The organism is Ornithinimicrobium sp., from assembly GCF_030537745.1.
Taxonomy (GTDB): domain Bacteria; phylum Actinomycetota; class Actinomycetes; order Actinomycetales; family Dermatophilaceae; genus Ornithinicoccus.
In genome coordinates this window covers 1-22,107 of the sequence record NZ_JAUNVI010000010.1, presented here as the reverse complement: position 1 = coordinate 22,107, position 22,107 = coordinate 1, and the positions used below count along the sequence as shown (strand labels likewise).

Annotated in this window: 21 protein-coding genes; 16 read left to right on the top strand and 5 right to left on the bottom strand. The window is 69.4% G+C overall.

The features are described 5' to 3' along the window. Window positions 1–119: 119 nt before the first annotated feature. From Q4P07_RS03925 to Q4P07_RS03900, 6 genes are all read left to right on the top strand, one after another. Window positions 120–1,523, top strand: coding sequence for a sensor histidine kinase (locus Q4P07_RS03925; RefSeq protein WP_303373590.1), 1,404 nt, complete (start codon window positions 120–122; stop codon window positions 1,521–1,523). Beyond that, entirely contained in the window at window positions 1,520–2,212 is a 693-nt protein-coding gene (locus Q4P07_RS03920) for a response regulator transcription factor (RefSeq protein ID WP_303373589.1), read from the top strand. The genes Q4P07_RS03925 and Q4P07_RS03920 overlap by 4 nt, the downstream gene beginning before the upstream one ends. Window positions 2,213–2,319: 107 nt before the next feature. After that, on the top strand, window positions 2,320–3,201 hold the full coding sequence (locus Q4P07_RS03915) for an ABC transporter ATP-binding protein (RefSeq protein ID WP_303373588.1): 882 nt from the start codon (window positions 2,320–2,322) through the stop codon (window positions 3,199–3,201). Further along, complete coding sequence (locus tag Q4P07_RS03910; RefSeq protein ID WP_303373587.1) at window positions 3,198–4,439, top strand: ABC transporter permease; 1,242 nt, start codon at window positions 3,198–3,200, stop codon at window positions 4,437–4,439. Before Q4P07_RS03915 ends, Q4P07_RS03910 begins: the two co-directional genes overlap by 4 nt. 16 nt (window positions 4,440–4,455) lie before the next feature. Beyond that, entirely contained in the window at window positions 4,456–5,316 is an 861-nt protein-coding gene (locus tag Q4P07_RS03905) for an HAD family hydrolase (protein ID WP_303373586.1), read from the top strand. Window positions 5,317–5,364: 48 nt separating this feature from the next. Continuing rightward, entirely contained in the window at window positions 5,365–6,705 is a 1,341-nt protein-coding gene (locus Q4P07_RS03900) for a hypothetical protein (RefSeq protein WP_303373585.1), read from the top strand. A 38-nt stretch (window positions 6,706–6,743) separates the two neighbouring features. Here Q4P07_RS03900 and Q4P07_RS03895 read toward each other — a convergent pair whose 3' ends face one another. Beyond that, complete coding sequence (locus Q4P07_RS03895) at window positions 6,744–8,621, bottom strand: beta-galactosidase family protein (protein WP_303373584.1); 1,878 nt, start codon at window positions 8,619–8,621, stop codon at window positions 6,744–6,746. Between the two features lie 295 nt (window positions 8,622–8,916). Between Q4P07_RS03895 and Q4P07_RS03890 the strand changes: the two genes are divergently transcribed. From Q4P07_RS03890 to Q4P07_RS03855, 8 genes are all read left to right on the top strand, one after another. Next, on the top strand, window positions 8,917–9,375 hold the full coding sequence (locus Q4P07_RS03890; protein WP_303373583.1) for a hypothetical protein: 459 nt from the start codon (window positions 8,917–8,919) through the stop codon (window positions 9,373–9,375). 79 nt (window positions 9,376–9,454) lie between these two features. After that, window positions 9,455–10,480 carry a carbohydrate ABC transporter permease gene (locus tag Q4P07_RS03885; protein WP_303373582.1) on the top strand — a complete coding sequence of 342 codons (1,026 nt, stop codon included), beginning with the start codon at window positions 9,455–9,457 and terminating at the stop codon, window positions 10,478–10,480. Window position 10,481: 1 nt separating this feature from the next. Continuing rightward, on the top strand, window positions 10,482–11,345 hold the full coding sequence (locus tag Q4P07_RS03880; protein WP_303373581.1) for a carbohydrate ABC transporter permease: 864 nt from the start codon (window positions 10,482–10,484) through the stop codon (window positions 11,343–11,345). A gap of 170 nt (window positions 11,346–11,515) precedes the next feature. Further along, window positions 11,516–12,328, top strand: coding sequence for an SIS domain-containing protein (locus tag Q4P07_RS03875; RefSeq protein ID WP_368660245.1), 813 nt, complete (start codon window positions 11,516–11,518; stop codon window positions 12,326–12,328). A 4-nt stretch (window positions 12,329–12,332) separates the two neighbouring features. Continuing rightward, complete coding sequence (locus tag Q4P07_RS03870) at window positions 12,333–13,301, top strand: ROK family protein (protein WP_303373579.1); 969 nt, start codon at window positions 12,333–12,335, stop codon at window positions 13,299–13,301. After that, entirely contained in the window at window positions 13,298–14,434 is a 1,137-nt protein-coding gene (locus Q4P07_RS03865; protein WP_303373578.1) for an N-acetylglucosamine-6-phosphate deacetylase, read from the top strand. The genes Q4P07_RS03870 and Q4P07_RS03865 overlap by 4 nt, the downstream gene beginning before the upstream one ends. Next, window positions 14,431–15,351, top strand: a complete 921-nt coding sequence (locus tag Q4P07_RS03860) for a 1-phosphofructokinase family hexose kinase (RefSeq protein ID WP_303373577.1) — start codon at window positions 14,431–14,433, stop codon at window positions 15,349–15,351. Before Q4P07_RS03865 ends, Q4P07_RS03860 begins: the two co-directional genes overlap by 4 nt. Before the next feature lie 2 nt (window positions 15,352–15,353). Continuing rightward, on the top strand, window positions 15,354–16,190 hold the full coding sequence (locus Q4P07_RS03855) for a class II fructose-bisphosphate aldolase (RefSeq protein ID WP_303373576.1): 837 nt from the start codon (window positions 15,354–15,356) through the stop codon (window positions 16,188–16,190). A gap of 27 nt (window positions 16,191–16,217) precedes the next feature. On the opposite strand, the gene Q4P07_RS03850 is transcribed toward Q4P07_RS03855, so the two are convergent. From Q4P07_RS03850 to Q4P07_RS03840, 3 genes are read right to left on the bottom strand one after another with little or no spacing between them, the layout of a single operon-like run. Continuing rightward, entirely contained in the window at window positions 16,218–16,925 is a 708-nt protein-coding gene (locus tag Q4P07_RS03850; RefSeq protein ID WP_303373575.1) for a hypothetical protein, read from the bottom strand. After that, a complete protein-coding gene (locus tag Q4P07_RS03845; protein ID WP_303373574.1) occupies window positions 16,918–17,535 on the bottom strand; it encodes a hypothetical protein in 618 nt (205 codons plus the stop codon). Before Q4P07_RS03845 ends, Q4P07_RS03850 begins: the two co-directional genes overlap by 8 nt. Continuing rightward, window positions 17,532–18,266: a hypothetical protein gene (locus Q4P07_RS03840; protein WP_303373573.1), complete on the bottom strand. Its 735-nt coding sequence runs from the start codon at window positions 18,264–18,266 to the stop codon at window positions 17,532–17,534. Before Q4P07_RS03840 ends, Q4P07_RS03845 begins: the two co-directional genes overlap by 4 nt. A 28-nt stretch (window positions 18,267–18,294) precedes the next feature. Between Q4P07_RS03840 and Q4P07_RS03835 the strand changes: the two genes are divergently transcribed. Both Q4P07_RS03835 and Q4P07_RS03830 read left to right on the top strand, forming a co-directional pair. Further along, window positions 18,295–19,137 carry an RNA methyltransferase gene (locus Q4P07_RS03835; RefSeq protein ID WP_303373572.1) on the top strand — a complete coding sequence of 281 codons (843 nt, stop codon included), beginning with the start codon at window positions 18,295–18,297 and terminating at the stop codon, window positions 19,135–19,137. 22 nt (window positions 19,138–19,159) lie between these two features. Next, on the top strand, window positions 19,160–19,807 hold the full coding sequence (locus Q4P07_RS03830) for a VOC family protein (RefSeq protein WP_303373571.1): 648 nt from the start codon (window positions 19,160–19,162) through the stop codon (window positions 19,805–19,807). Between the two features lie 9 nt (window positions 19,808–19,816). Here the strand turns inward: Q4P07_RS03830 and Q4P07_RS03825 are convergent, their stop codons facing one another. Continuing rightward, window positions 19,817–22,045, bottom strand: a complete 2,229-nt coding sequence (locus Q4P07_RS03825; RefSeq protein WP_303373570.1) for a cation-translocating P-type ATPase — start codon at window positions 22,043–22,045, stop codon at window positions 19,817–19,819. Window positions 22,046–22,107 lie beyond the last annotated feature (62 nt).

Sequence of the window (22,107 nt, the reverse complement as noted above, 5' to 3'; positions counted from 1 at the left end):
GGAGCAGGATGGGCGGTCGTGACGACCTGTCACCCGTTGGGTCTACGACCTGCGGCTGAGGCGCGCGGCGGCGCTGCTGCCTACCCTGGAGGGATGAGTGGGAGAACGCGGTGGCAGCGGTGCTGAGCAGGGTCGACCGATGGTTCGGCGCTGACGTCGACTGGGAGCGGCCCGTGCCCACCCGTGCGGAGCGGCACCCCGATGTCCGGCTGACGGTCCTCGCGCTGCTCGTCCTAGCGCTGGGTGCCGAGACGATGCGCAGCCTAGGAGCTTTCGCGGAGGAGACCTACGGCACCGGGTGGCAGTACGTCGGCATGGTCACCCTCGTGGCGCTGGTGCCCTTCCGCCGGACGCGCCCGATCCTCGTCACTGTGCTCACCGGCGCCCATCTGCTGGCCCTGGGGTTGCTGCTGCCGATGACGATGAGCACCCTGCCGATGCAGATGCTCTACTTCTTCCTCATCTTCTCCGGCGTCGCGTGGGGCCGTGACCGCCGCGCGGTCGTCGCTGCCGTCGGCCTGGTGCTCGCGCTCATGATCGGCTGGTTGGCGTGGGCGTTCGCCTTCGGCAGCGGCCTGCACCAGATGAGTCTGCAGTTTGCCGAGGAGGTGCCCGAGCAGATCGGTCTGTTTGGCGTCCCGGTCGCGTTCGGACTCTTCCTGCTGCTCAACAATGTGCTCTTCTTCGGCGGCTCGATCATCCTGGGCCAAGTCGCCTGGAACGGTGCCCGCCACACCGCCCAGACGGTCGAACAGTCGCGGACTATCGAGTGTCAGGCGACCCGGCTGCGCGACCAGGCCGTGGTGGCCGAACGGATCCGCATCGCGCGCGAGCTGCACGACGTCGTCGCTCACCATGTCTCCGTGATGGGAGTGCAGGCCGCGGCAGCCCGCCGAGTCATGGACCGCGACCCCGACGCGGCCCGCTCGGCGCTGAGCGCGGTCGAGTCCTCCTCCCGTGACGCGGTCGGCCAGATGCGCGACCTGCTCGGGACCCTGCGCAGCGATGAGCTTGACGAGAGAAGCGGAGACGAAGGTATGGCGGACCGCGCCGCCTGGGGTGCCCGGCAGCGCGCACCCCAGCCGACCCTGCACGACCTACCTGCACTGGCGCGGACCTGCAGCACCCCGACGTGTGAGGTCACCGTCACCGTCGTCGAGTCGGTGCCGGGCGCGGCCGGACGGGTGCCGGCGCCGGTGCAGCTGTCGGCCTACCGGATCGTCCAGGAGGCGCTGGCAAACGTCCACCGACACTCCAGTGCTCGCCACGCCCAGGCCGTCGTCCGCGTCGATGAGGACGAGGACCGCCTGGAGGTCGAGATCGTCGATGACGGCTACGCCCGAGCGGGCACTGCCGGCACCGGTCTCGGGCTGCAGGGGATGCGCGAACGCGCCCAGCACCTCGGTGGGGCGGCCGAGGCCGGGCCGCGGCAGGGCACGCCGGGCTGGCGGGTCCTGGTCGGGTTCCCGCTGGAGGGCAGAGGCAGGACGGCGGCTGCGGCCGATGAGAGGATCACCGCATGAGTGATCCGACGATCAGCATCCTGCTCGTCGACGACCAGCCGCTGCTGCTGCAGGGGTTTGCGATGATCCTGTCCGTCGAGGACGACCTCCACGTCGTGGGCCAGGTCGGTGACGGTGAGCAAGCCGTCGCAGCGGTCGCCCGGCTGCAGCCCGACCTGGTGCTCATGGACGTGCAGATGCCGGTCCTGGACGGGATCGAGGCCACCCGCCGGATCACCGCGGAGCACCCGCTCACCAAGGTCGTCATCCTGACCACCTTCGACCGCGACGACTATCTCTTCGATGCCCTCCAGGCGGGGGCCAGCGGCTTCTTGCTCAAGAACGCTGACCCGGACGACCTCGTTGCCGCTGTCCGTGCGGTGGCGCTCGGGCATGCCCTCCTCGCGCCCGAGGTGACGATGCGGGTGATCCGCCGGATGACGGACGGCGAGGGGGCCGGGGGTGGGGCAGAGGATGGCAGTGAGCGGGAGCTGCCGCTGCCGCTGCCGCAGCTCACCGCCCGCGAGCGGGAGGTGCTCTCGTTGATGGCCCGGGGCCTTTCCAACTCCGAGATCGCCCGGAAGGCGTTCGTGAGTGAGGCGACGGTGAAGACCCACGTGTCCAATGTGCTGGCCAAGCTGGTCGTGCGTGACCGGGTCCAGGCCGTCATCGCCGCCTATGACGCCGGCCTGGTGACGCCCGGACCCTGAGGCCCCCGTCTCCGACTCAGGACGGAGTCCGGATGTCCCCCCCAGGGCCGATGTGTTGGGCCCGCACCGGCCTCTAGCGTTGAGTGCACACACACCAGGAGGACACGATGCTTGAGGTCAAGGACCTGACGCGCAGTTATGGGGACGTGCTCGCCGCCGACGGCATCAGTTTTGAGGTCGCCCCCGGGCACATGGTCGGTTTTGTCGGGGGCAACGGGGCAGGCAAGACGACCACGATGCGGATGATCATGGGGGTGCTGGCGCCGACGTCCGGTGAGGTCCGCTGGCAGGGCGCGCCCGCGACGGCGCAGGACCGCAGTCGGTTCGGTTACATGCCGGAGGAGCGCGGACTTTATCCCAAGCAGCCGGTCCTGGGACAGCTCGTCTACCTCGGGCAACTGCACGGGATGAGCGCGACCGCGGCGCGATCGACCGCGACCGAACTTCTCGGACGGTTCGGCCTGGGGGATCGCCTGACCAGCAAGGTCGAGACGCTGTCGCTGGGCAACCAGCAGCGTGCCCAGATCATCGCCTCGGTGCTCGGCGACCCGGTCGCCCTCATCCTGGACGAGCCGTTCTCGGGTCTCGACCCGGCCGCCGTCGACCAGATGAGCGAGCTGTTGCGGGAGCACACCGCACGCGGGGTGCCAGTGCTCTTCAGCTCCCACCAGCTCGAGCTCGTCGACCGGCTCTGCGACTCGATCGTCGTGCTCCATCAGGGCAAGGTCGTCGCGCGGGGCACCTCGGAGGACCTGCGGGGCAATGCGCCGCTGCGCTATCGACTCACCGCCACCATCGACACCGGATGGGTGCGCGGGGTGCCGGGGGTGCGCGTCATCGACCTGGACGGACCCAGTGTGCTGTTGGAGCCGGCCGACGAGGTCGTCGCGGAGCGCCTCCTCGCGGACGCCGTCGCGCGCGGGGGCGTCCGGGAGTTCAGCCGGATCCGCCCGACCCTGTCCGAGATCTACCGTGAGGTGGCAGCATGAGCACGACCCAGCAGACCCTGGCCAGAGCCCCCGAGGCGGCGCCACTGACGCAAGCACCCCGCAAGACCAGCGCGAAGTGGCCGTTGGTCGCCGCCCGCGAGATCCAGGTGCGGCTGCGCGACAAGAACTTTCTGATGGGGACTGGCCTGAGCCTGGTGATCCTGCTCGGTGTGCTGATCGCCCAGAGCTTCTTGGGCGGTGGTTCGTTGTCCTACCAGCTCGGCGTCGAGGGGTCAGCGGGCACCCAGATCGTCACTGCCGTCGACCAGGCCGCCAAGGCCGGGGACCCCGAGGCCAAGGTCACCAGCGTCGAGCTCGGGGACGCGGCGGCCGTCGAGGCAGCTGCGCGCAACGGCGACGTGGACTACGGACTCATCGCCACCGCGGACGGCTGGGAGCTGGTCGACGAGGGGCCCACCAACCCCGAGCTGCAGATGCTGGTCGGGCAGGTCGTGAGCGAGCAGTCGCTGGCCGCCAACGCGGAGGCTGCCGGCACCGACCTGCCTACCCTCATGCAGGGCTCGTCGCTGACGGCGAGGGACCTGACGGCCAAGGCCGACGGGTCCGACGGGTTCTTGGCGTTCATCCTCGGCTTCGTGTTCGCGATGCTCTTCTACATGGCCTCGTTGCTCTTCGGCATGCAGATCGCCAGCAGCGTGGTCGAAGAGAAGCAGTCCAGGCTCGTGGAGATCCTCGCGGCAGCCATCCCGGTGCGCCAGCTCCTCCTCGGCAAGGTCCTGGGCAACACCCTGCTCGCTCTCGTCCAGCTGGTCCTGATCGTCGCGGTCGGCCTGATCGGGCTGACCTTTACCGAGTATGACGTGGCGCTGCCAGGCCTGGCGGCGGGCATCGCGTGGTACATCCCCTTCTTCGTCCTCGGCTTCCTTGCCCTGGCCTGCATCTGGGCGGCGGCCGGCGCCTTGGCCTCCCGCGTCGAGGACCTGCAGTCCACGACCATGCCCCTGACCATGCTGCTGGTCCTGGCGTTCATCGTCGGGATCAACCTGCAGGGCACGGCCCGCGACATCGCGTCGTTCGTGCCGATCATGTCGACCATCCTGATGCCGATGCGGATCCTGGAGGGCAAGGCCGAGTGGTGGGAGCCGATCGTGGCGCTGCTGCTGGTGCTCGGATTCTGCCTGCTGACCATCCGCCTGGGGGCACGTCTCTACCACCGCTCGCTGCTGCACACCTCTGGCAGCCTGAGCTGGCGCAAGGCGCTAGCCCTCAAGGACTGAGCGCTAGGGTGCCGGTGTGACACAGATCGAGAAGGATCCCGGTGCGCTCCGGCACCCTGTCCGCGACCTCCCGCTGCTGATCGCGCTCGACGTCGACGGCACCGTGCTGCATCACGACGGGCGCCTGTCCGAGCGAGTGGCCGCCGCCGTCCGCAGGCTCGACGCGCTGGCCCACGTCACGGTCGTCATCGCCACCGGCCGGTCCGTGGTCGCGACGCTGCCGGTCATGGAGCGGCTGGGGCTGCTGACTCCCGGCCGTCCTGCGGTCTGCTCCAACGGCGCGGTCACCGTCTCCGTCGACCCGCACGCCGAGGGCGGGTTCCGGCTTGAGGACGTCATCACTTTTGATCCGGCGCCGGCGGTCTCGCTGGTGCGCCGGGAGCTGCCCTCCGTGCTCGTTGCGGTCGAGGAGGTCGGGGTCGGCTTCAAGGTCAGCACGCCCTTCCCGCCAGGGGAGCTGTGGGGCGAGGAGATGATCGTCCCGGTCGAGGAACTGGTGGCTCGGCCGGCCACCCGCGTCACCTTCCGCGACCCCAGCTCGACCTCCGAGGAGTTCGCCCAGCTCATCGAGCGAATCGGGCTGCACGGCGTCAGTTATGCCGTCGGCTACAGCGCCTGGCTGGACCTGGCCCCCGAGGGGGTGTCCAAAGCGTCTGCCCTGGAGCAGCTGCGGCGTCAGCTCGGCATCGAGCCGCACCGCACCGTCGCGGTCGGGGACCAGCGCAACGACCTGGAGATGCTGGCGTGGGCGGCGCGCGGCTACGCCATGGGTCAGGCGCCGCCGGAAGTCATCGCCGCCGCCAACCTGGTGACCGGCACGATCCAGGAGGACGGGGCCGCCGAGGCGCTGGACGAGGTGCTCGCCGACCTGGCGTGAAGCGAGGAGACGATCCCGGTGGCGCGGGCACGTCATACACTCGTGCTCGTGAGGGGAGTCCTGCGCGAGATCGGCCGCGCCGTCGCGAGCGCTCTGGCGGTCGTCATCGACGGCTTGCGCCTGCTGTGGGCGCACTGGCCGGTGCTGCTGGTCATCTTCCTGCTCGGCGCCGCCGGGCGGGAGGCGGCGCTGTGGGGCGCCTTCGTGACGAGCAAGTTCAGCCCGCTGCTCTCCGCGCTCATCGTGCCACTGGCTCCGCTGGCGACCCTGACCGCGTTCATCCTCATGCTGCGGCACGTGATGCCGTCGCTGCGGCACGTGGAGGGGGGTCACCTTTCGATGGGCGCGCGGCTGCAGATCGTCGCCTCCGCGCTGATCCCGTTCTTGGCGCTGTATGCCGCGCAGGGCTATCTGCGCGAAGACACCCGGCGCTACCTCAACGAAGTGGTCAGCGACGAGATGGACCAGACCAATGTGCTCATCGGCGAGACTATGTCGGCGCGGACCATCGCCGACCTCAGCCCCTGGGTGGTGGCGGCCACCGTCGTGATCGCGCTGGTGCTGCGTTGGGCGCTGGACCGTTTTGACCTGCCGGAGCGGCACGTCGTCTTCGGCCTGCTCGCGGCGTGGGTCGAGGCGATCTGGCTGGTCTTCGCGGCCAAAAACGTGGCCAGCCTCGTCGGTGGATGGGACTGGATCAAGAGCCGGGTGTTCGTGGAGTGGCTGCTCGACGGCTGGGCTGACGTGGTGAGTGCGCTAGGGCCCGTGGGTGGTGCCGCCGACCGGGCGGTGTCCTGGCTGTGGTCCATCCTCGGCGACTTCGACACGCTGGTCGTCATCCCGCTGGCCTGGCTCACCGTGGGTGCCGTCGTCTACGGTCGCCAGCTCGGGGAGCCCGCGCCACCCCCGGGCCTGGAGCTGGAGGACGACCGGCTCCGCCGACACCTTGCGGCCGTCGAGCAGCGCTTACACCGCGTGGAGCAGGTGGGCGCCGGCGTGGCCGAGAAGGCGCACGTGGACCTGCTGCCGGCCTGGTTTCGCGCCTGGGTGGTGGCCCCGGCAAACTCGGTCCGCAACCGCTTCGCGGGCCTGGGCAAAGGCCTGCTGACCCTGGTGAGGGCGGGCCTGGTCCCGATGGTGACCCTGTGCCTGGTCTTCGTGCTGGCCCGGCAGGCCGAGAACGGCCTCGGGCGCCTGCTGCGGTGGGTCCTCGGGCCTCGTGACGTCGACTTCATGGTCGCATCCTCGACGTACGTCGACATCGCGATGAGCGCGGTGAGCTTCGTGCTGATCACCGTGCTCGTGGCCGCCGCGGTCGACCGGTTCCTGGTGGCACCTGCGCAGGAGGCGGAGTCGGAGATCGAGGCGGCGGCCGCCGCCAAGGCCTGAACAGCGACGACGCGCCTCGGGCCGGGGATCCGGATCCGTCAGACCACGGCTGCGGCGACCGCCGGGACTCCGATCTCGACGCCCCGGCCTGCACCGAGGTCCGGCTCCGAGCGCAGTTCGACGATGGAGCCGGCGTGCTCCATCTCGAGCACGACCACCTCGTTGAGCCCCGCACGCCACAACGGTGCTGGCGCATACAGGGTGACCTGCGGACCAACCTCCCAGTAGCGACCGAGCAGGAAGCCGTTGAGCCAGACGAACCCCTTGCCCCACCCGGGAAGCGCGATGAACCCGTCCGCAGGTTGGTCCACGGAGAGCACCGTCCGAGCAAAGACTGGGCCAGCCGACCCGGGTTCCGGACCGAAGGCGAGCCGTGCGGTCAGGGTGGGGTCGTCCAGCCGCAGCGCCGAGCTCTGCCAGTTGTGGATGAGGCGGCGTCCCAGTCGGATCGCGGCGACGCCCTTGTGCTCGCCGATAGCGTGGGCGAAGTTGATCCGACCCTGGTTCTCGACGATGACCACCAGGTCGCAGGGGTGGGGGCCATGCGCAGGCACACTACCGAGGGCGACCTCTTGCAGTGCGTGGTTACGGTCCACGATCCCGATCACGGCGCCGTCGAGCATCACGGTCGCGCGGTCGGCCAGTCCGTCGAGGACGAGAGCCGGAGGTTGCGGCGGGAGCAGGACATGGCCACGGTAGAGCACCAGCCCATGGTCCTGACCGAGTTGCTCCATAGAGCGTGGCATCGGAGCAGACTCGGGCGGGTCGAAGGCATCGAGGCTGTCGAGCAGAGACATCCACTCTGTCACCTCGCCCTGTCCTGGCGCCAGCCTGGGCAGGAGGGCCAGCGGCTCGGGCACCGGTCCGGTGGCGTAGCGGGTCAGGACCTCGCGGTAGGCATAGAACTTCGCGCCGAGCTCACCGGCTTCTCCGACCGGGCCGTCGTAGTCATAGCTGGTCACGGTGGGCTGGAGCTGGCCGTCCTCGACGTTGCAGCCGTTCCACAGTCCGAAGTTCGTGCCTCCGTGAGCCATGTAGAAGTTCACGCTCGCGCCCCGCGCGAGGATCTCCTCGAGGACCGCAGCCGCCTCCGCGGGCTCGCGGGTATGGTGGCGCTCGCCCCAGTGGTCGAACCAGCCGTTCCAAAACTCCATGCACATGTCCGGTCCGGACGGCTGGACACGGCGAAGCTCGGCGAAAGCCGCGTCGACCCGTGATCCGAAGTTCACGGTGGCGTGCACACCTGGGACGGATCCGGAAGCGAGCAGGTCTGGACCCGGCCCATCGGACGTCAGGAGGAGGACGTCGATCCCGCGATCCACCAGTGCCGCCCGGCAGTGCTCAAGGTAGGGCGCGTCATCACCGTAGGAGCCATACTCGTTCTCGACCTGGACCGCGACGACCGGCCCGCCGTGCGTCGCGAGGAGGGGACGCATCACGTCACAGATCGCGTCGAACCAAGCGTCGACAGCGGTGATGAAGCGCGGGTCCATCGTGCGCAGGGCAAGGTCTGGCTCGGCCATCAACCAGGCGGGCAGGCCGCCGAAGTCCCACTCGGCGTAGATGTAGGGTCCTGGCCGCAGGATCACGTCGAGACCCAGTGACTGCGCTTCACGAACGAACCGGGTGAGATCACGCCAGCCGGTGAAGTCAATCTCTCCGCGGCGTCGCTCGTGAAAGTTCCACGCCACGTAGGTCTCGACGGTGTTCAGCCCGAGCGCCCGCAGCCGCTGCAAGCGGTCGTGCCACAGCTCGGGGTGGACTCTGAAGTAGTGAAGCGCGCCGCTGAGGATCTGGTGCGGCTCGCCTCCCTTGCGGAAGGTGCCGTCCGCAACGGTGAGCGTAGGGGTGCCGGTCGTTGACTCGTGGTCGGCATGCATGTTCTTCCTCCGGTGAGCGCTAGCGCTGCCGGACACGTGTGAAGCGTCCATCAGCGAGGTGGGTGAGTTGTCGACGGTGCGACGAGCGTGGGGTCCTCAAACACGGTAGCGAGGGCGTGGTGTGCTCCACCGCGCGTCGCCGAGTGCAGGCCCAGCGTGGAGAAGGTGACGACGGCACCGCTGGCGGCTTCGATCTGCCGCGCCTGCAGGAACGACGTGATCGGTTCGAGGAGGTAGTCCCCGAACCAGGCGAAGTTAGAAGGCGCTGGCAGACCAGAAGCTCATCGGCACCATCGGGGCGGCGTGGGAAGCCCCGCTGCTGGCCGGCGACATGGCCGACTCCGAGAACGCGGGTCAGTGGGCCGTCGCCCAGCTCCCGCAGCTCGGCAGCGAGGCGATGACTGGCCCCGACGGCGGTTCCGGCGTTGCGGTCATGAAGAGCTGCGAGAACCCTGCGCAGGCGATGGAGTTCAACCACTGGTTCAACACCCAGATCGATGACCTCGTCAGCCAGGGTCTCGTGGTGGCCGCCTCCGGCACCATGACGACCCCAGAGGGCATCAAGGCGTTCTACGGTGGTCAGGATGTCTTCGCCGAGTTGGCGCAGGCGACCGCGGACCTCAACCCGGACTTCTCCTACATCCCGACGTTCCCTGCCGTGGGAGCGGAGATGGCGCAGGTTGCTGACCGGGCCGGCAAGGGCGAGGCCAAGGTGGCGGACATCTTCACCGCCGCCCAGGAAGCGTCCGTGAGCTCCCTGAAAGACCTGGGTCTTCCGGTCGCTGAGTGACTCCACGACATGATCGGCCGGTGCGGACCCCGCTTGGAGCGGGGCCGCACCGGTGGGTCCCCATTCTGAAGGACGTGCGATGACCGCCATGACCACCGGTTCTCCGCCAGCATCCCTACCCGCCGTCCCGCCTGGGAAGAATGCTGGAAAGGACCGCGCCAACCGGACCCGCAGCCGCCGTGACGCCCGGATCGGTTGGGCCTTCTTGGCCCCCTTCGCCATCCTCTTTGCGCTCGTCTTCCTCGCGCCGATCGCAGTGTCGCTGAAGGCGTCGTTCTTCCAGCAGACGGTCTCTGGCGGCTCGGTGTATGGCGGGGGTGAGCTGGTGGACAAGTTCGTCGGCCTGAAGAACTACGCCGACGTGGTGACCAGCGAGCTCTTCTGGCTCGGCGTGGGTCGCGTGCTCCTTTTCGGCGCCGTCCAGATCCCGGTGATGATCGGCGGCGCGCTCCTGCTGGCACTCCTGCTGGACTCCCTCGTGGTGCGCCGGGTGGGATTCTTCCGGCTCAGCTTCTTCCTGCCCTACGCCATCCCGGGCATCGTGGCCGCGCTCGTGTGGACCTACATCTTCAGTCCCGTGCTCTCCCCGATCAACGAAGGGCTCTCCGCGCTTTCCGGAGTGGTGTCCAACCTCGTTGGCCAACCCGTCGACCTGACCGTCGACTTCTTTGCTCCCGGCACAATCCTCGGCTCGATGGCGACGATGACCACCTGGACCTTCACCGGCTACAACATGCTGATCTTCCTGGCCGCTCTACTGTCCATCCCCGGCGACCTTTACGAGGCCGCCCGGATGGACGGTGCAGGTGAGTTCGCGATCGTGCGGTGGATCAAGATCCCGCTCGTCAAGCGGGCCGCGATGCTCGCGGTGCTCTTGTCCATCATCGGCACTATCCAGTTGTTCACGGAGCCGACCGTCCTCGCGACCGTCAACCCGTGGATGGGCAAGGCCTACACGCCGATGATGATGGCCTACAACTCGCTGACCGGCACCGTCAGCCCGTCGGGTGACGGACCCGCGTCTGCTATCTCCATCGTGATGGCGCTGCTCGCGGCGCTGCTCGCGGCCGCTTATGCCTTCGCCCAGAGAAGGAGTATGGACTGAGATGACTACTGCAGATGCGCTACCCCGGTCCCTGCGTCCGGCGCGCTCTACCAAGGTCTTGACGTGGACCGTCCTCCTGCTCGCGCTGGTGCTCTTCCTCGGCCCCGTCTACTGGCTGGTGGTGTCCTCGACCAAGAGCAACGCTGACCTCATCTCTTCCAACCCGCTGTTGACCGCAGACAACAATCTTGCGACGAACTACGCCGGCCTGTTGTCCTGGACGCAGGGGCACTTCTGGCGTTGGGTCGGCAACTCGGTGGTCTACTCCACGGCGGCGGGGGTCGTCGGCACGTTGGCGTCGGTCAGTGCCGGCTATGCACTCGAGAAGTTCCGCATACCTGGTAAGAACGCTGTGCAAGGCATCATCCTCGTCGGACTGTTGATGCCGATCTCCCTGCTCACCGTCCCGCTCTACCTCATGTTTCACGACATCGGCCTGGTCAACACCCCGTGGGCCGTCATCATCCCCTCGTGCGTGAGCCCCTTCGGGGTCTTCCTTGGCCAGATCTACGCGCAGTCAGCGGTCCCCGACGAGCTCCTCGAGGCGGCCCGGCTCGACGGTGCCGGCGAGCTGCGGATTTTCGCCTCGATCGTGCTGAGACTCCTCGGCCCCGCCATGGTGACCATCTTCTTGTTTATTTTCGTCGCGACGTGGAACAACTTCCTGCTGCCGCTGATGATGATCAGCTCTCCAGAGCTCAAGCCGGTCACGCTGGGGCTTTACGGGATGATGAGCTATTTCAATCCGCAGTATGGCTCGATCCTGCTGGGCGCCCTGTTGAGCGTCATCCCACTGATCGTGCTCTTCTTCACCCTCCAGCGCTACTGGCGCTCCGGTCTTTCAGCTGGTGCCGTCAAGAGTTGATGGCAGCCGACCCACCGCGACCCCTCGACGATCCTGTCGCCCCAACCCACTACGACGAAGGACCCGACATGACCTCGCCCGCTCCATCGAGCCCTCTCCAGAGCGAAATTGCCTCTCAACCGCAGAAGTGGCTTCAGGCCCGTGAGACGGCGGAACAACACCGTGACCAGTTGCCCGCTGCCGGTGAACGGGTGGCTGTCGTCGGGTGCGGCACGTCCCTGTTCATGGCGCGCGCCTACGCCGCCTTGAGAGAGTCCGCCGGACTCGGCGTGACGGATGCCTGGAGCCCCACCGAAGCCCGGCTCGACCGGGGCTACGACCGAGTGGTCGCCATCACCCGATCCGGCACGACGACGGAGGTGCTCGATCTGCTGGCCGCCACGAAGGACCGCCTTCCCGCTACCGTGATCACGACGTCGGCGACCTCACCCGCCGTTGCGCTCGCAGCGCCTGTCCTCACCCCGGACGTCGACGAGCAGTCGGTGGTGCAGACGCGCTTCGCGACCACGACCCTGGCGATGCTGCGGTGGCATCTGGGTGAGGACCTGACCGAGGTCGCCGCCCAGGCCGAGGCGGTGCTTGCGACGGGCGTCTCGGAGCTGACCTCCGCGCTGGCGGCCGAACAGATCACGTTCGTGGGCCGCGGCTGGACCAACGGCATCGCTGAGGAGGCTGCCCTGAAGCTGCGCGAGGCCGCGCAGCTGTGGACCGAGTCCTATCCGATGATGGAGTATCGCCATGGTCCGATCAGCATCGCGGCACCTGGCCGTGTCGTGTGGGCCTTCGGGGACCTGGTGGACAACTTCAGCGCCGATCTGGACGTGACGGGTGCCGACCTCCAGTGGGCCCCGATCGACGCGATGGCAGACCTGGTGCGCGTCCACCTGCTGTGCATTGCCCGCGCGCAGAGCGCTGGTCTGGACCCGGCCCAACCGCGCAACCTGAGCCGTTCGGTGGTCCTCGACCGGCAAGAGGCGCGCTGATCTCATGACGGCCGAGCCCTCGAGCACCAGCCTGGTCCTTGCCTTCGATGTCGGCGCGACGTCGGTCAAAGCGGCGGTGCTGGACGCCAACCTGGAGGTGCTCTCCGAGAGCCGGCGCCCGAGTCGCCGGGGACCGGGAATCATCGAGGTCATCGGCGAGATCGGTGATGAGCTGCTCGACACGGTGCAGGGCGTCGAGCGCACGCGGGTCGTCGCCGCGGGCGTGGTCGTCCCTGGTCTGATCGACAAAGCGGCCGGTGTCTCACTGCGTGCCGTCAATCTCGACCTCGTCGACTGTCCGATCGGCGAGCCGCTCGCGCGCCGCTGGGGAATCCCGGTGCAGGTCGGACATGACGTCGAGGCCGCCGGTGAAGCGGTGCACCGCTCCGCCGGCACGCGCGAGGATCCCTTCGTCGTCGTGCTCGGCACCGGCATCGCCTCCGTCATGTTCGTCGGTGGGGCGCCTGTCCGGGGCGTGTCCGGGCAGGCGGGTGAACTGGGACACATGGTCGTCCGCCCCGACGGGACGCTCTGCCGGTGCGGCGCACGCGGGTGCCTGGAAGGCATCGCCGGTGCGCACGCCATCGTCCGCGCCTATCGCGACGGGACCGGTCACCAGGTCGAGGGTGCGCGCGCCGTCGTCGAACGGGTCGCGACCGACCCGGTGGCCGCTGCGGTCTGGCAGGGGGCGATCAACGCGCTCGCGGATGCACTCGTCAGCGTCTGCACCCTGACGGCCCCAGGCTCGATCATCCTGGCCGGGGGACTCTCGGATGCCGGAGATGCCCTGGTCGGCCCCCTGCGCACCGCGATGACAGAGCGGTCCCACGTCGCGACGGTCCCGCCGATCCGCATCAGCCCGCTGGGGAGCCGAGCGGGCATGTTCGGCGCCGGCCACCTTGCCCTCGATCTGGCGGCCCGCCTGCCCGCCGAGAGCACCAGCCCGATAGCCGAGCTGGGTCTGCGTCGATGACCTCGCTGCGCGGTCGGGTCATCACCCCGCACGCCGACCTTCCCGACGCGGTCATCGAGATCGCGGGCAGCCGGATCGTCCGGGTTGCGCCGGCCCAGCCGAGTGCGGAAGCGTCACCGCCGCGCTCCGACGTCGTCTTCCTACCTGGGCTCGTCGACCTGCACTGCCACGGCGGAGGCGGCTCCTCCTTCAGCGTCGCCGATGAGCGGCAGGTGCGCGATGGCGCCGCCCACCATCTTGGTCAAGGGACGACGGTGCTGATGGGCAGCACCGTCACCGACTCCCCCCCACGGATGCTGGCCGCGATCGCGGCGCTCGCGGACGGGGTAGACACGGGGTCGCTGATCGGCATTCACATCGAGGGTCCTTTCCTCTCGACGGCACGCTGCGGGGCGCAGGACCCCGCCTGGATCCGCACGCCGGACCTCGGACTGCTCCACGAGCTCCTCGACGCAGGGCGGGGCCACGTGCGCATCATGACCGTGGCGCCGGAGCTGCCGGGCGCGGACGCCGTGATCGAGCTGCTCTCCGCGCGCGGGGTGATCGCCGCTGTCGGGCACACCGAAGCGGATGCCGCCACCGTCGAACGAGTGCTGAGGCGCGCTCAACCCGGTCTGGTGACCCACCTCTTCAACGGCATGCCCGCCATCCACCACCGGGACCCAGGTCCCGTCATCGGCGCCCTCAACGCGGCGGCTGCCGGCGCCGCGCACCTCGAGCTCATCGCCGATGGTGTGCACCTGGCCGACGACATGGTCGCTGCGGTGTTCTCGCTCGTGGGTGGGAACAGGGTCGTGCTCGTGACCGACGCGATGGCCGCGGCTGGCCTGCAGGACGGCACCTTCCAACTCGGTCCTTCGGCGGTCCGGGTGCGCGACGGGGTCGCTCGGCTGGCCCACGGTGATTCGCTGGCCGGTGGCACCTCGCGGCTGCTCGACATTGTCCGACGTCAGGTCCATGCGGGCCTCGACCCGGTCGAGGTCGTCGCTTGCGCCTCATCGCGACCGGCGGCCGTGATCGGCCTGCAGGACGAGGTCGGATCACTGGCCGCCGGCTGTCGCGCCGACATCGTGGAGGCTGACGCAGACTTGCGCCCGCTCCGGGTGATGCGTGCCGGGACGTGGGTCGCGTGATCCTCACCGTCACGTGCAACCCGGCCCTGGACATGACCTACTCGGTTGACCGGCTGGTGCCCGGGCAGGTGCACCGCGTCAAAGAGGTGGTGGAGCGAGCGGGCGGCAAGGGCGTCAACGTCGCCCGGGTCCTGCACCAGCTCGGCGAGCCGGTGCACGCCCTCGGGCTCGGCGACTCCAGCTTCGGTCCGTCGCTGGCCGAGCTCGGGATCCGAGCCTCCTTCCTCGACGTGATGGCACGGCTGCGCCGGACCCTCGTCGTGCAAGGCGAGGAGACTACGTCGCTGTGGGAGCCGGGCAGCCCGGTGCCTGCAGACGCGGCCGATTCTCTCGTGGAGCTGGTGGGGACCGCGCTGCCCGGGGCACGGGCCCTCGTGGTGTCCGGCAGCCTGCCTCCCGGTGTTCCAGCGGGGCTTCCAGGTCGGCTGGCGGGCCTGGCCCACGACGCCGGGGTGCCAGTGGTGCTGGACCTCGACGGAGCGGCGCTGCAGGCCGCGCTCGAGCGCGGCGGAGCGATCTTGACGCCCAACCTCGACGAACTCCGCACCCTCACCGACACCCGGGACAGTGACCTGCTCCCGACCGTGAAGCACTTGGCCGACGTCAACGGCGCACCAGTGGTGCTGACGCTGGGAGAACGCGGGCTGCTGGCAGTCACCGAGGACGGCTGCTGGCTGGTGACACCGCCGGAGCGGGTCGAGGGCAATCCGACCGGAGCCGGTGACGCCACCAACGCCGGCATCGCCCTGGGCCTAGCTCACGGACTGGCGTGGCCGGAGCTGCTCTGCCGTGCGGTGGCCCTGGGTGCCGCTGCCGTTCGACGACCGGTCGCCGGCGAGGTCGACCTGTCGGCATACGCCTCATTCACAGCCAGCGTCCGTGCCCAGCGCGTGGACGCAATGACGTTCGGAGACTGACCATGCCCCTCGTGACGATGACGCAGCTGCTCACCACGGCCGCCGCACACCACCGTGGACTCGGTGCCATGAACGTCATCCAGCTCGAGCACGCCGAGGCCATCGTGACCGGCGCGGAGCGAGCCGGACTCCCCGTGGTGCTCCAGGTGTCTGAGAACACCATCGCCTACCACGGGTCCCTCGCGCCGATCCTCACCGCCACCCTGGCTGTGGCCGCGGGATCCACGGCCGACGTGTGCGTGCACCTGGACCACGCGACGGACATCGAGCTCATCCATGCAGCGGTGCAGCTCGGCGTGCCGTCCGTCATGTATGACGCGTCAGCGCTGGAGCACGACGACAACGTCGCGCGGACGGCTGCCGTGGTGTCCTGGTGCCACGAGCGCGGAGTGGCCGTGGAGGCGGAGCTCGGCGAGGTGGGCGGCAAGGACGGCGTTCACGCCCCCGGGGTCCGCACCGATCCTGCGCAGGCCGCGACATACGTCCATGCCACCGGGGTGGACGCCCTCGCGGTCGCCATCGGCTCGTCGCACGCGATGACGACCCGAGACGCGGTGCTGGACGACGCGCTGATCGCCGAGCTCGCTGCGCGGGTGACCGTCCCGCTGGTCCTGCACGGCTCCTCCGGCGTCGACGACGCTGGTCTGGTCAGCGCGGTTGCCGCCGGGATGACGAAGATCAACATCGCCACCCACCTCAACAGCGTGCTCACGCGGGCGGTTCGCGAGGCGCTGCTCGACGAGGCACTGGTGGACCCGCGCAAGTATCTGGGCCCCGGCCGGGACGCCGTCGCTGACGAGGTTGCGCGGCTTCTGACGCTGCTGAGCCCTGCCGCCTGACCCGCCTAGACGCGGCGAGGGAGAGTCTCAGGGCGCCGCGGCCGGGACCGGCAGCGCGAGGTACTTCGGGACCTCCCAGCTGATGCGCAGCTCGGTCGGCACGGCATCGGAGACGAGGCGGATGTAGAGCGGGACCGTGTAGGTCTGCGGACGGGGGGCGCTCTCCTCGTCGTCGAAGCCCCACAGCTCGCCCATTTGGTATTGCGGGCCGGGGGTGCTCGCCGGCACGCATGCGTCGGCGCTCAGACTAAAGGCGATGGTGTGCGGGCTGCCCGTCGTGATCCGGCCGCGGTTGTCGACCACCTCGTAGGAACACCCCGAGAGCACCTGGTCGGGATCAGCTTCGACCTCGAGCGTGAGGGCCCAGACGGAGGTGCCGTCCATCCGGTCCACCGGTTGCAGGGCCCCCTCGGAGTCCTTGAAGACGATGATCTGCTGCGCGCCGACCACCCGCGCGGAGACGGTCCGGGTGTGGTCGCCGTCGGCATCGCGCCACGCCTGGGTGAGCGTGGCGACGGTGCCGTCTTGGGGGCGCACGGCCTCGTGCAGATCCTGCTGCCACCAGAAGGTGTAGAGCCGGTAGCCGCCCAGCGCCAGGACCAGTGCCAGAACCAGGGGCATCGCGATGAGCGCCCAGCGGTTGCGGCGCCACCACCCTGGCGCCGTGCGCCACTCCTGCGCCTGCTCCTGCTCCTGCTCCACGATCGTGTCCTCCGGCGGCGTCAGGTCACTCATCGGCGGCGTCCTGCTCCACGGCGTGCACCGTCCGTGCGGGCACTCGATAGAGGGACCAGGCCTGCTCGGCGTCGGACGGGACCAGGCCCAGGTCCAGGACCAAGCGGTCGTCGAACCGGTCGTCGAAGCCCGTGGTGCTGATCCGCAGCTGGGTGCCGGCCAGCTCCTGCGGAGGCAACTCGACCGCCATGCTGCACTGCTGGACCAGCCCGGCCTGGGTGGCCAGGCAAGTGTTGATAGCGCGGGTACGCTCCCAGACCCGCGTCCCGTCGGCGCTCGCGATCGAGATCAGGTCCGGACCGCTGTTGCGCTGGCGAGCGGCAGAGGTCAGCTCGACCAGGACGAAGACGCCAGGGGTGTCGGTGACGGACAGCTCCAGCTCGTCGGTGAGCGCGTCGGCCACGGTCACCTTCGTCACGGTGAGAGTCGTGTTGCGCAGCTCGACCGGCTCGGCGAGCGTGGCCTGCCGGTCATGGGGCTCTGCCATGATGGCCAGGCCGTCGGGCAGGTCGCCCCCGACCGCCCGGCCGACCGCCAGCGACGCGATGACAAACGCCATGACACCGAAGCGGCCTACCCATCGGCGAGAGAGCTGATCGAGCACGGTCATGGTCTCCCCTCCCTGGTGATGCGGACGCCCGGTGTGAGGGGCACGCTCACCTGCGCGACGGGAGCCGGGTCGGCCCACGCATAGTTGTTGGCCACGGACAGCTGACGGTAGGTCTTGCCCATCAGCTCCACCGTCAGCGTTTCGGGCAGGTCACCCGTCGCAGCGGCGGTGCGTTGGTGCAGCGCGATCGTGTAGTCCATGCCGGGGCCCACCCCGGAGAAGCTGGCGGGCTCACCCTCCAGGTCGAGGATCTGGGTCGTCCAACGGTGCGCCGGGGCCGTGGGCTCGCCGCCGTAGTCGACGGGATCGGGCAGACCTGACACGTGGATGGAATCCCGCAGGTCGAGCCGGCTCAGGGTCTGGTCGCTGGTGTTGCGCAGGGTCAGCACCAGAATGACGTGGGTCGGGGGCTCGCTGCCCTCCTCGACGTAGTCCTCGCCCAGCTCGCCGCCAAAATCCTTGGCATAGCGTGCCTCGTGGACGGTGACCTCGAAGGGTGCGGCGTCGACTTTCTCGTCAGGCAGGGCCAGTGCCACCGCGTCGCGCTCGGCCGGCTTCCATCCGCCGAAGGGCAGAGACCCGACGAGCACGGCGACGATCACGGCCGAGCCCAGGTTGGTCGGGCTCTGCGTCACCCAGTCCTTCAGATAGCCCGCGAACCGTCCCGGCAGACGCGGCTGCTCGGGCGGTGGCGCCACGTCGGGCGGCTCTGGCGGTGCTGTCCCCTCCACAGGCGCATAATCTATCCGACCTGAGACGATGGGCCACGTGCGCGACCCGTTGATCATCACCTCGCCCGCCAACCCGCGCGTCAAAGCGTTGCCGCTGCTGCGGCGTCGACGCACGCGCGAGCAGGAGGGGCGGACGCTGATCGAGGGGTATGAGGAGTTGCGCCTGGCCCTGGACGCAGGGGTGGTGCCGCACGTCCTGTTCTATTGCCCCGACCTGATGGGGCCGGAGGCGCTGACCTTCGGTCTGGTCGACCGGATCGGCGGGCTGGGCACCGAGCTCGTGCAGCTTTCTCGGGCGGCCTTCGCCAAGGCGGCCTACCGGGAGGGCCCCGACGGCTTCCTCGCCGTCGTCGACACCGTGGACCGCCGCTGCGCCGACATGTCCGCGCTGCTCCCGGATTGCCCGCTCGTGCTGGTGGCGCAGGGAGTGGAGAAGCCCGGCAACCTGGGCGCGATGCTGCGCACGGCGGACGCGGCCGGCGTCGACGCGGTGATCGCCGCCGACCCGGTCACCGACTGGGGCAATCCCAACACCGTGCGCGCTTCCAAGGGCACGGTGTTTTCTGTCCCGGTGGCCAGCGACAGCACGGCGGTGACCCTGGACTGGCTGCGCGAGCACGGCATACCTCTGGTCGCTGCCACCCCGGAAGCCGACCTCGCGCACACCGACGTCGACTACACCGGTGCGGTCGCGATCGCGGTCGGGACCGAGAAGGCCGGGCTGACCCCCGCGCTCATCGCGGCTGCAGACCACCGGGTGCGGATCCCCATGGTCGGTCGCGCCGACTCCCTCAATGTCGCGACGTCGGCCGCGATTATCGTCTACGAGGCGGTGCGACAGCGGCGCCAGGGGGGTGTCCGGGGCGACTAGGCCGGTGTGTCACGATGTGAATATGCGCATCGACCACGTGAGTTATGCCGCAGGACCTGAGGGTCTGCAGGCGACTGCCGAGCGTCTGGGCCACGAGCTGGGTGTCCAGCCCCTCGACGGTGGGGTGCACCCTCGATTCGGCACGCGCAATGTCATCCTCCCCCTCGCCGAGGACCGCTATGTGGAGGTCGTGGGGGTCCTGGACCACCCAGCCTCCGACAAGGCGCCCTTCGGGCAGGCGGTCCGGGCGCGTTCGGCCCGGGGCGGTGGCTGGATGGCCTGGGTCGTCGCCGTCGATGACCTCGAGCCGGTCGAGGAACGCCTTGGGCGTGCCGCGGTCGACGGCAATCGCCACACCCCGCAGGGCGTGGAGCTGCTGTGGCGCCAGATCGGCGTGAAGAACGTCATCGAGTCGGGCAACCTGCCCTTCTTCGTCAAGTGGGTCTCCGCCGAGGGCGACCACCCCTCGCACCTAGCGCAGAATCCGACCCGCCTGACCGGGCTCACCCTGGGCGGCGACTTCCCGGTCGTCCGCGAGTGGCTCGGCATCAGCGAGGCCCCCAAGGGGAGCTTCGAGTCGGCCGTCGAGTTCGGCTTCGTGGAGGACGACGACTGCCCGTGCCTGTATGACGTGACCTTCGAGACGACGCGCGGCACCGTCACCATCTGAGGCGATCGCTTATGCCTGCCGGCGCCCGTATCCCTTGAGCCGCAGGCTGTTGAGCACGACCAGCACCGACGACATGGCCATCGCGCCACCCGCGATCATCGGCGTCAGCATCCCGAAGGCTGCCAGTGGGATCGCCAGAATGTTGTAGCCGAAGGCCCAGGCGAGGTTCTCCTGGATGATCCGCAACGTCCGGCGGGACAGCCCGATGGCGTCCGCGACCGCCTCCACGTCCGAGCGCATGAGCACGATGTCGGCGGACTCGGCGGCGACGTCCGTCCCCGAGCCCATCGCCATACCAAGATCGGCCTGCGCGAGCGCGGCGGCGTCGTTGACGCCGTCCCCGACCATCGCCACGACCTTGCCTTCTTCCTGCAGCGCCACGATGCGTGCGAACTTGTCCTGCGGCAGCACGCCGGCATCCACGTTGGTCGCATCGATGCCGACCTGCTGGGCGACCGCGCGCGCGGTGTGCTCGTTGTCACCGGTCAGCAGATAGGGCGTCAGACCCAACTCGCGCAGGCGAGCCACCGCCTCGACACTCGAGGGGCGCGGGGTGTCGGCGACGGTGATCGCCGCGCGGGCGGTGCCGGCCCAGCCGACGAGGACAGTGGTGCCCGTGCCGGCTTCCAGGGCCTGCCGCAGCACCGAGGGGACCTCGTCGAACAGGTCCGCCTTGCCCACCGTGACCTCGACGTCCTTGATCTTGGCGCGGGCACCCTGCCCGGGCAGGTTGGTGAAGTCGGTGATCTCGCTCGGGCTGACTCCGCGCTCGCGAGCGCCCACGACGATCGCGCGGGCCACCGGGTGCTCGCTGCCGGTCTCCACGCTCGCGGCGGCCTTCAGAGCCGCCTCCTGCGGGAGGGCGCCGGCGGTGACGACGTCGGTGAGGACGGGCTCGCCGGTGGTCAGGGTGCCGGTCTTGTCGAGCACGACGGTGTCGACTCGCCTGGTGGACTCGAGGATCTGCGGGCCCTTGATGAGGATGCCGAGCTCGGCGCCGCGACCGGTGCCGGTGAGCAACGCGGTCGGGGTTGCCAGACCGAGCGCGCAGGGGCAGGCGATGATCAGGACCGCGACGGCCGGGGCGAGCGCCTCGGCGACCGAGTGACCGGTCACCAGCCAGAGCACGAACGTCACCAGCGCGATGACCAGCACCACGGGGACGAACACCGCGGAGATGCGGTCAGCGAGCCGCTGGACCGGTGCCTTGCCCGTCTGTGCCTGCTCGACGAGTGCGGTGACGCGTGCCAGGGTGGTCTCCCGGCCGACGCGGGTGGCCTCGACGACGAGGCGACCGTGGCCGTTGACGGTGGCCCCGGTGACGTCGTCGTCCGTCGTGACCTCGACCGGCATGGACTCACCGGTCACCATGCTCGCGTCGATCGTGCTGCTGCCGTCAATGACGCGACCGTCAGTGGCGACCTTCTCACCCGGGCGGACGATGAACCGCATACCCGTCTCGAGCTCTTCGATCGGGACCCGGACCTCGGTCCACGATCCGCTGCGCGCCTCGTGGCGCAGGATCGCGACGTCCTTGGCGCCGAGCTCGAGGAGTGAGGTGAGGGCCGACCGGCCCTGCGCCTTGGCGCGAGCCTCGATGTAGCGCCCGACGAGGAGGAAGGCAGTGACGACCGCGACGGTCTCGAAGTACATGTCGTGGCTGAAGCCGGTGAACAGCGCCGCGACGGACCAGCCCATCGCCGCGGTCGTGCCGACCGAGACGAGGGTGTCCATCGTGGAAGACAGGTGCCGGGCGTTGATCACGGCGGCCCGGTGGAACGGCCACGCCGCCCACAGGTAGACCGGCACGGTCAGGAGAAACTGGAGCCAGTGACCGGTCGTGCCCAAGGCGTCCGCGACCGGCGGCACCATGTGGATGACCACGACCACCGCGGCGAGCACGCTGGCCGCGATCATCCGGGTGCGCAGGGAGTTCTTGCTGACGACGTCGTGCGTCATCGCGGGCGCCCGACCGCTGCGGTCCCTCTCCAGGACCGTGGCGCCGTAGCCGGTCTTCTCGACCGTCGCGACGATGTCGGCGATGGACAGGGCAGAGGGGAAGTTGACGCTCGCCTTCTCGGTGGCCAGGTTGACGCTCGCCTCGACGCCGTCAAGCTTGTTGAGCTTGCGCTCGATCCGCGCCGAGCACGACGCGCACGTCATGCCGGTGATGTCGAGGTCGACGTGCTGGAGCTCAGCGGACGAAGCCGCCCCGCTCTTGCTGGTGCTGGTGCTCATGCTTCCTTCCACCGGACGGTCGTTCTTGCCACTCCGGGCGGTCGTTCTTGTCGGACCGGGCG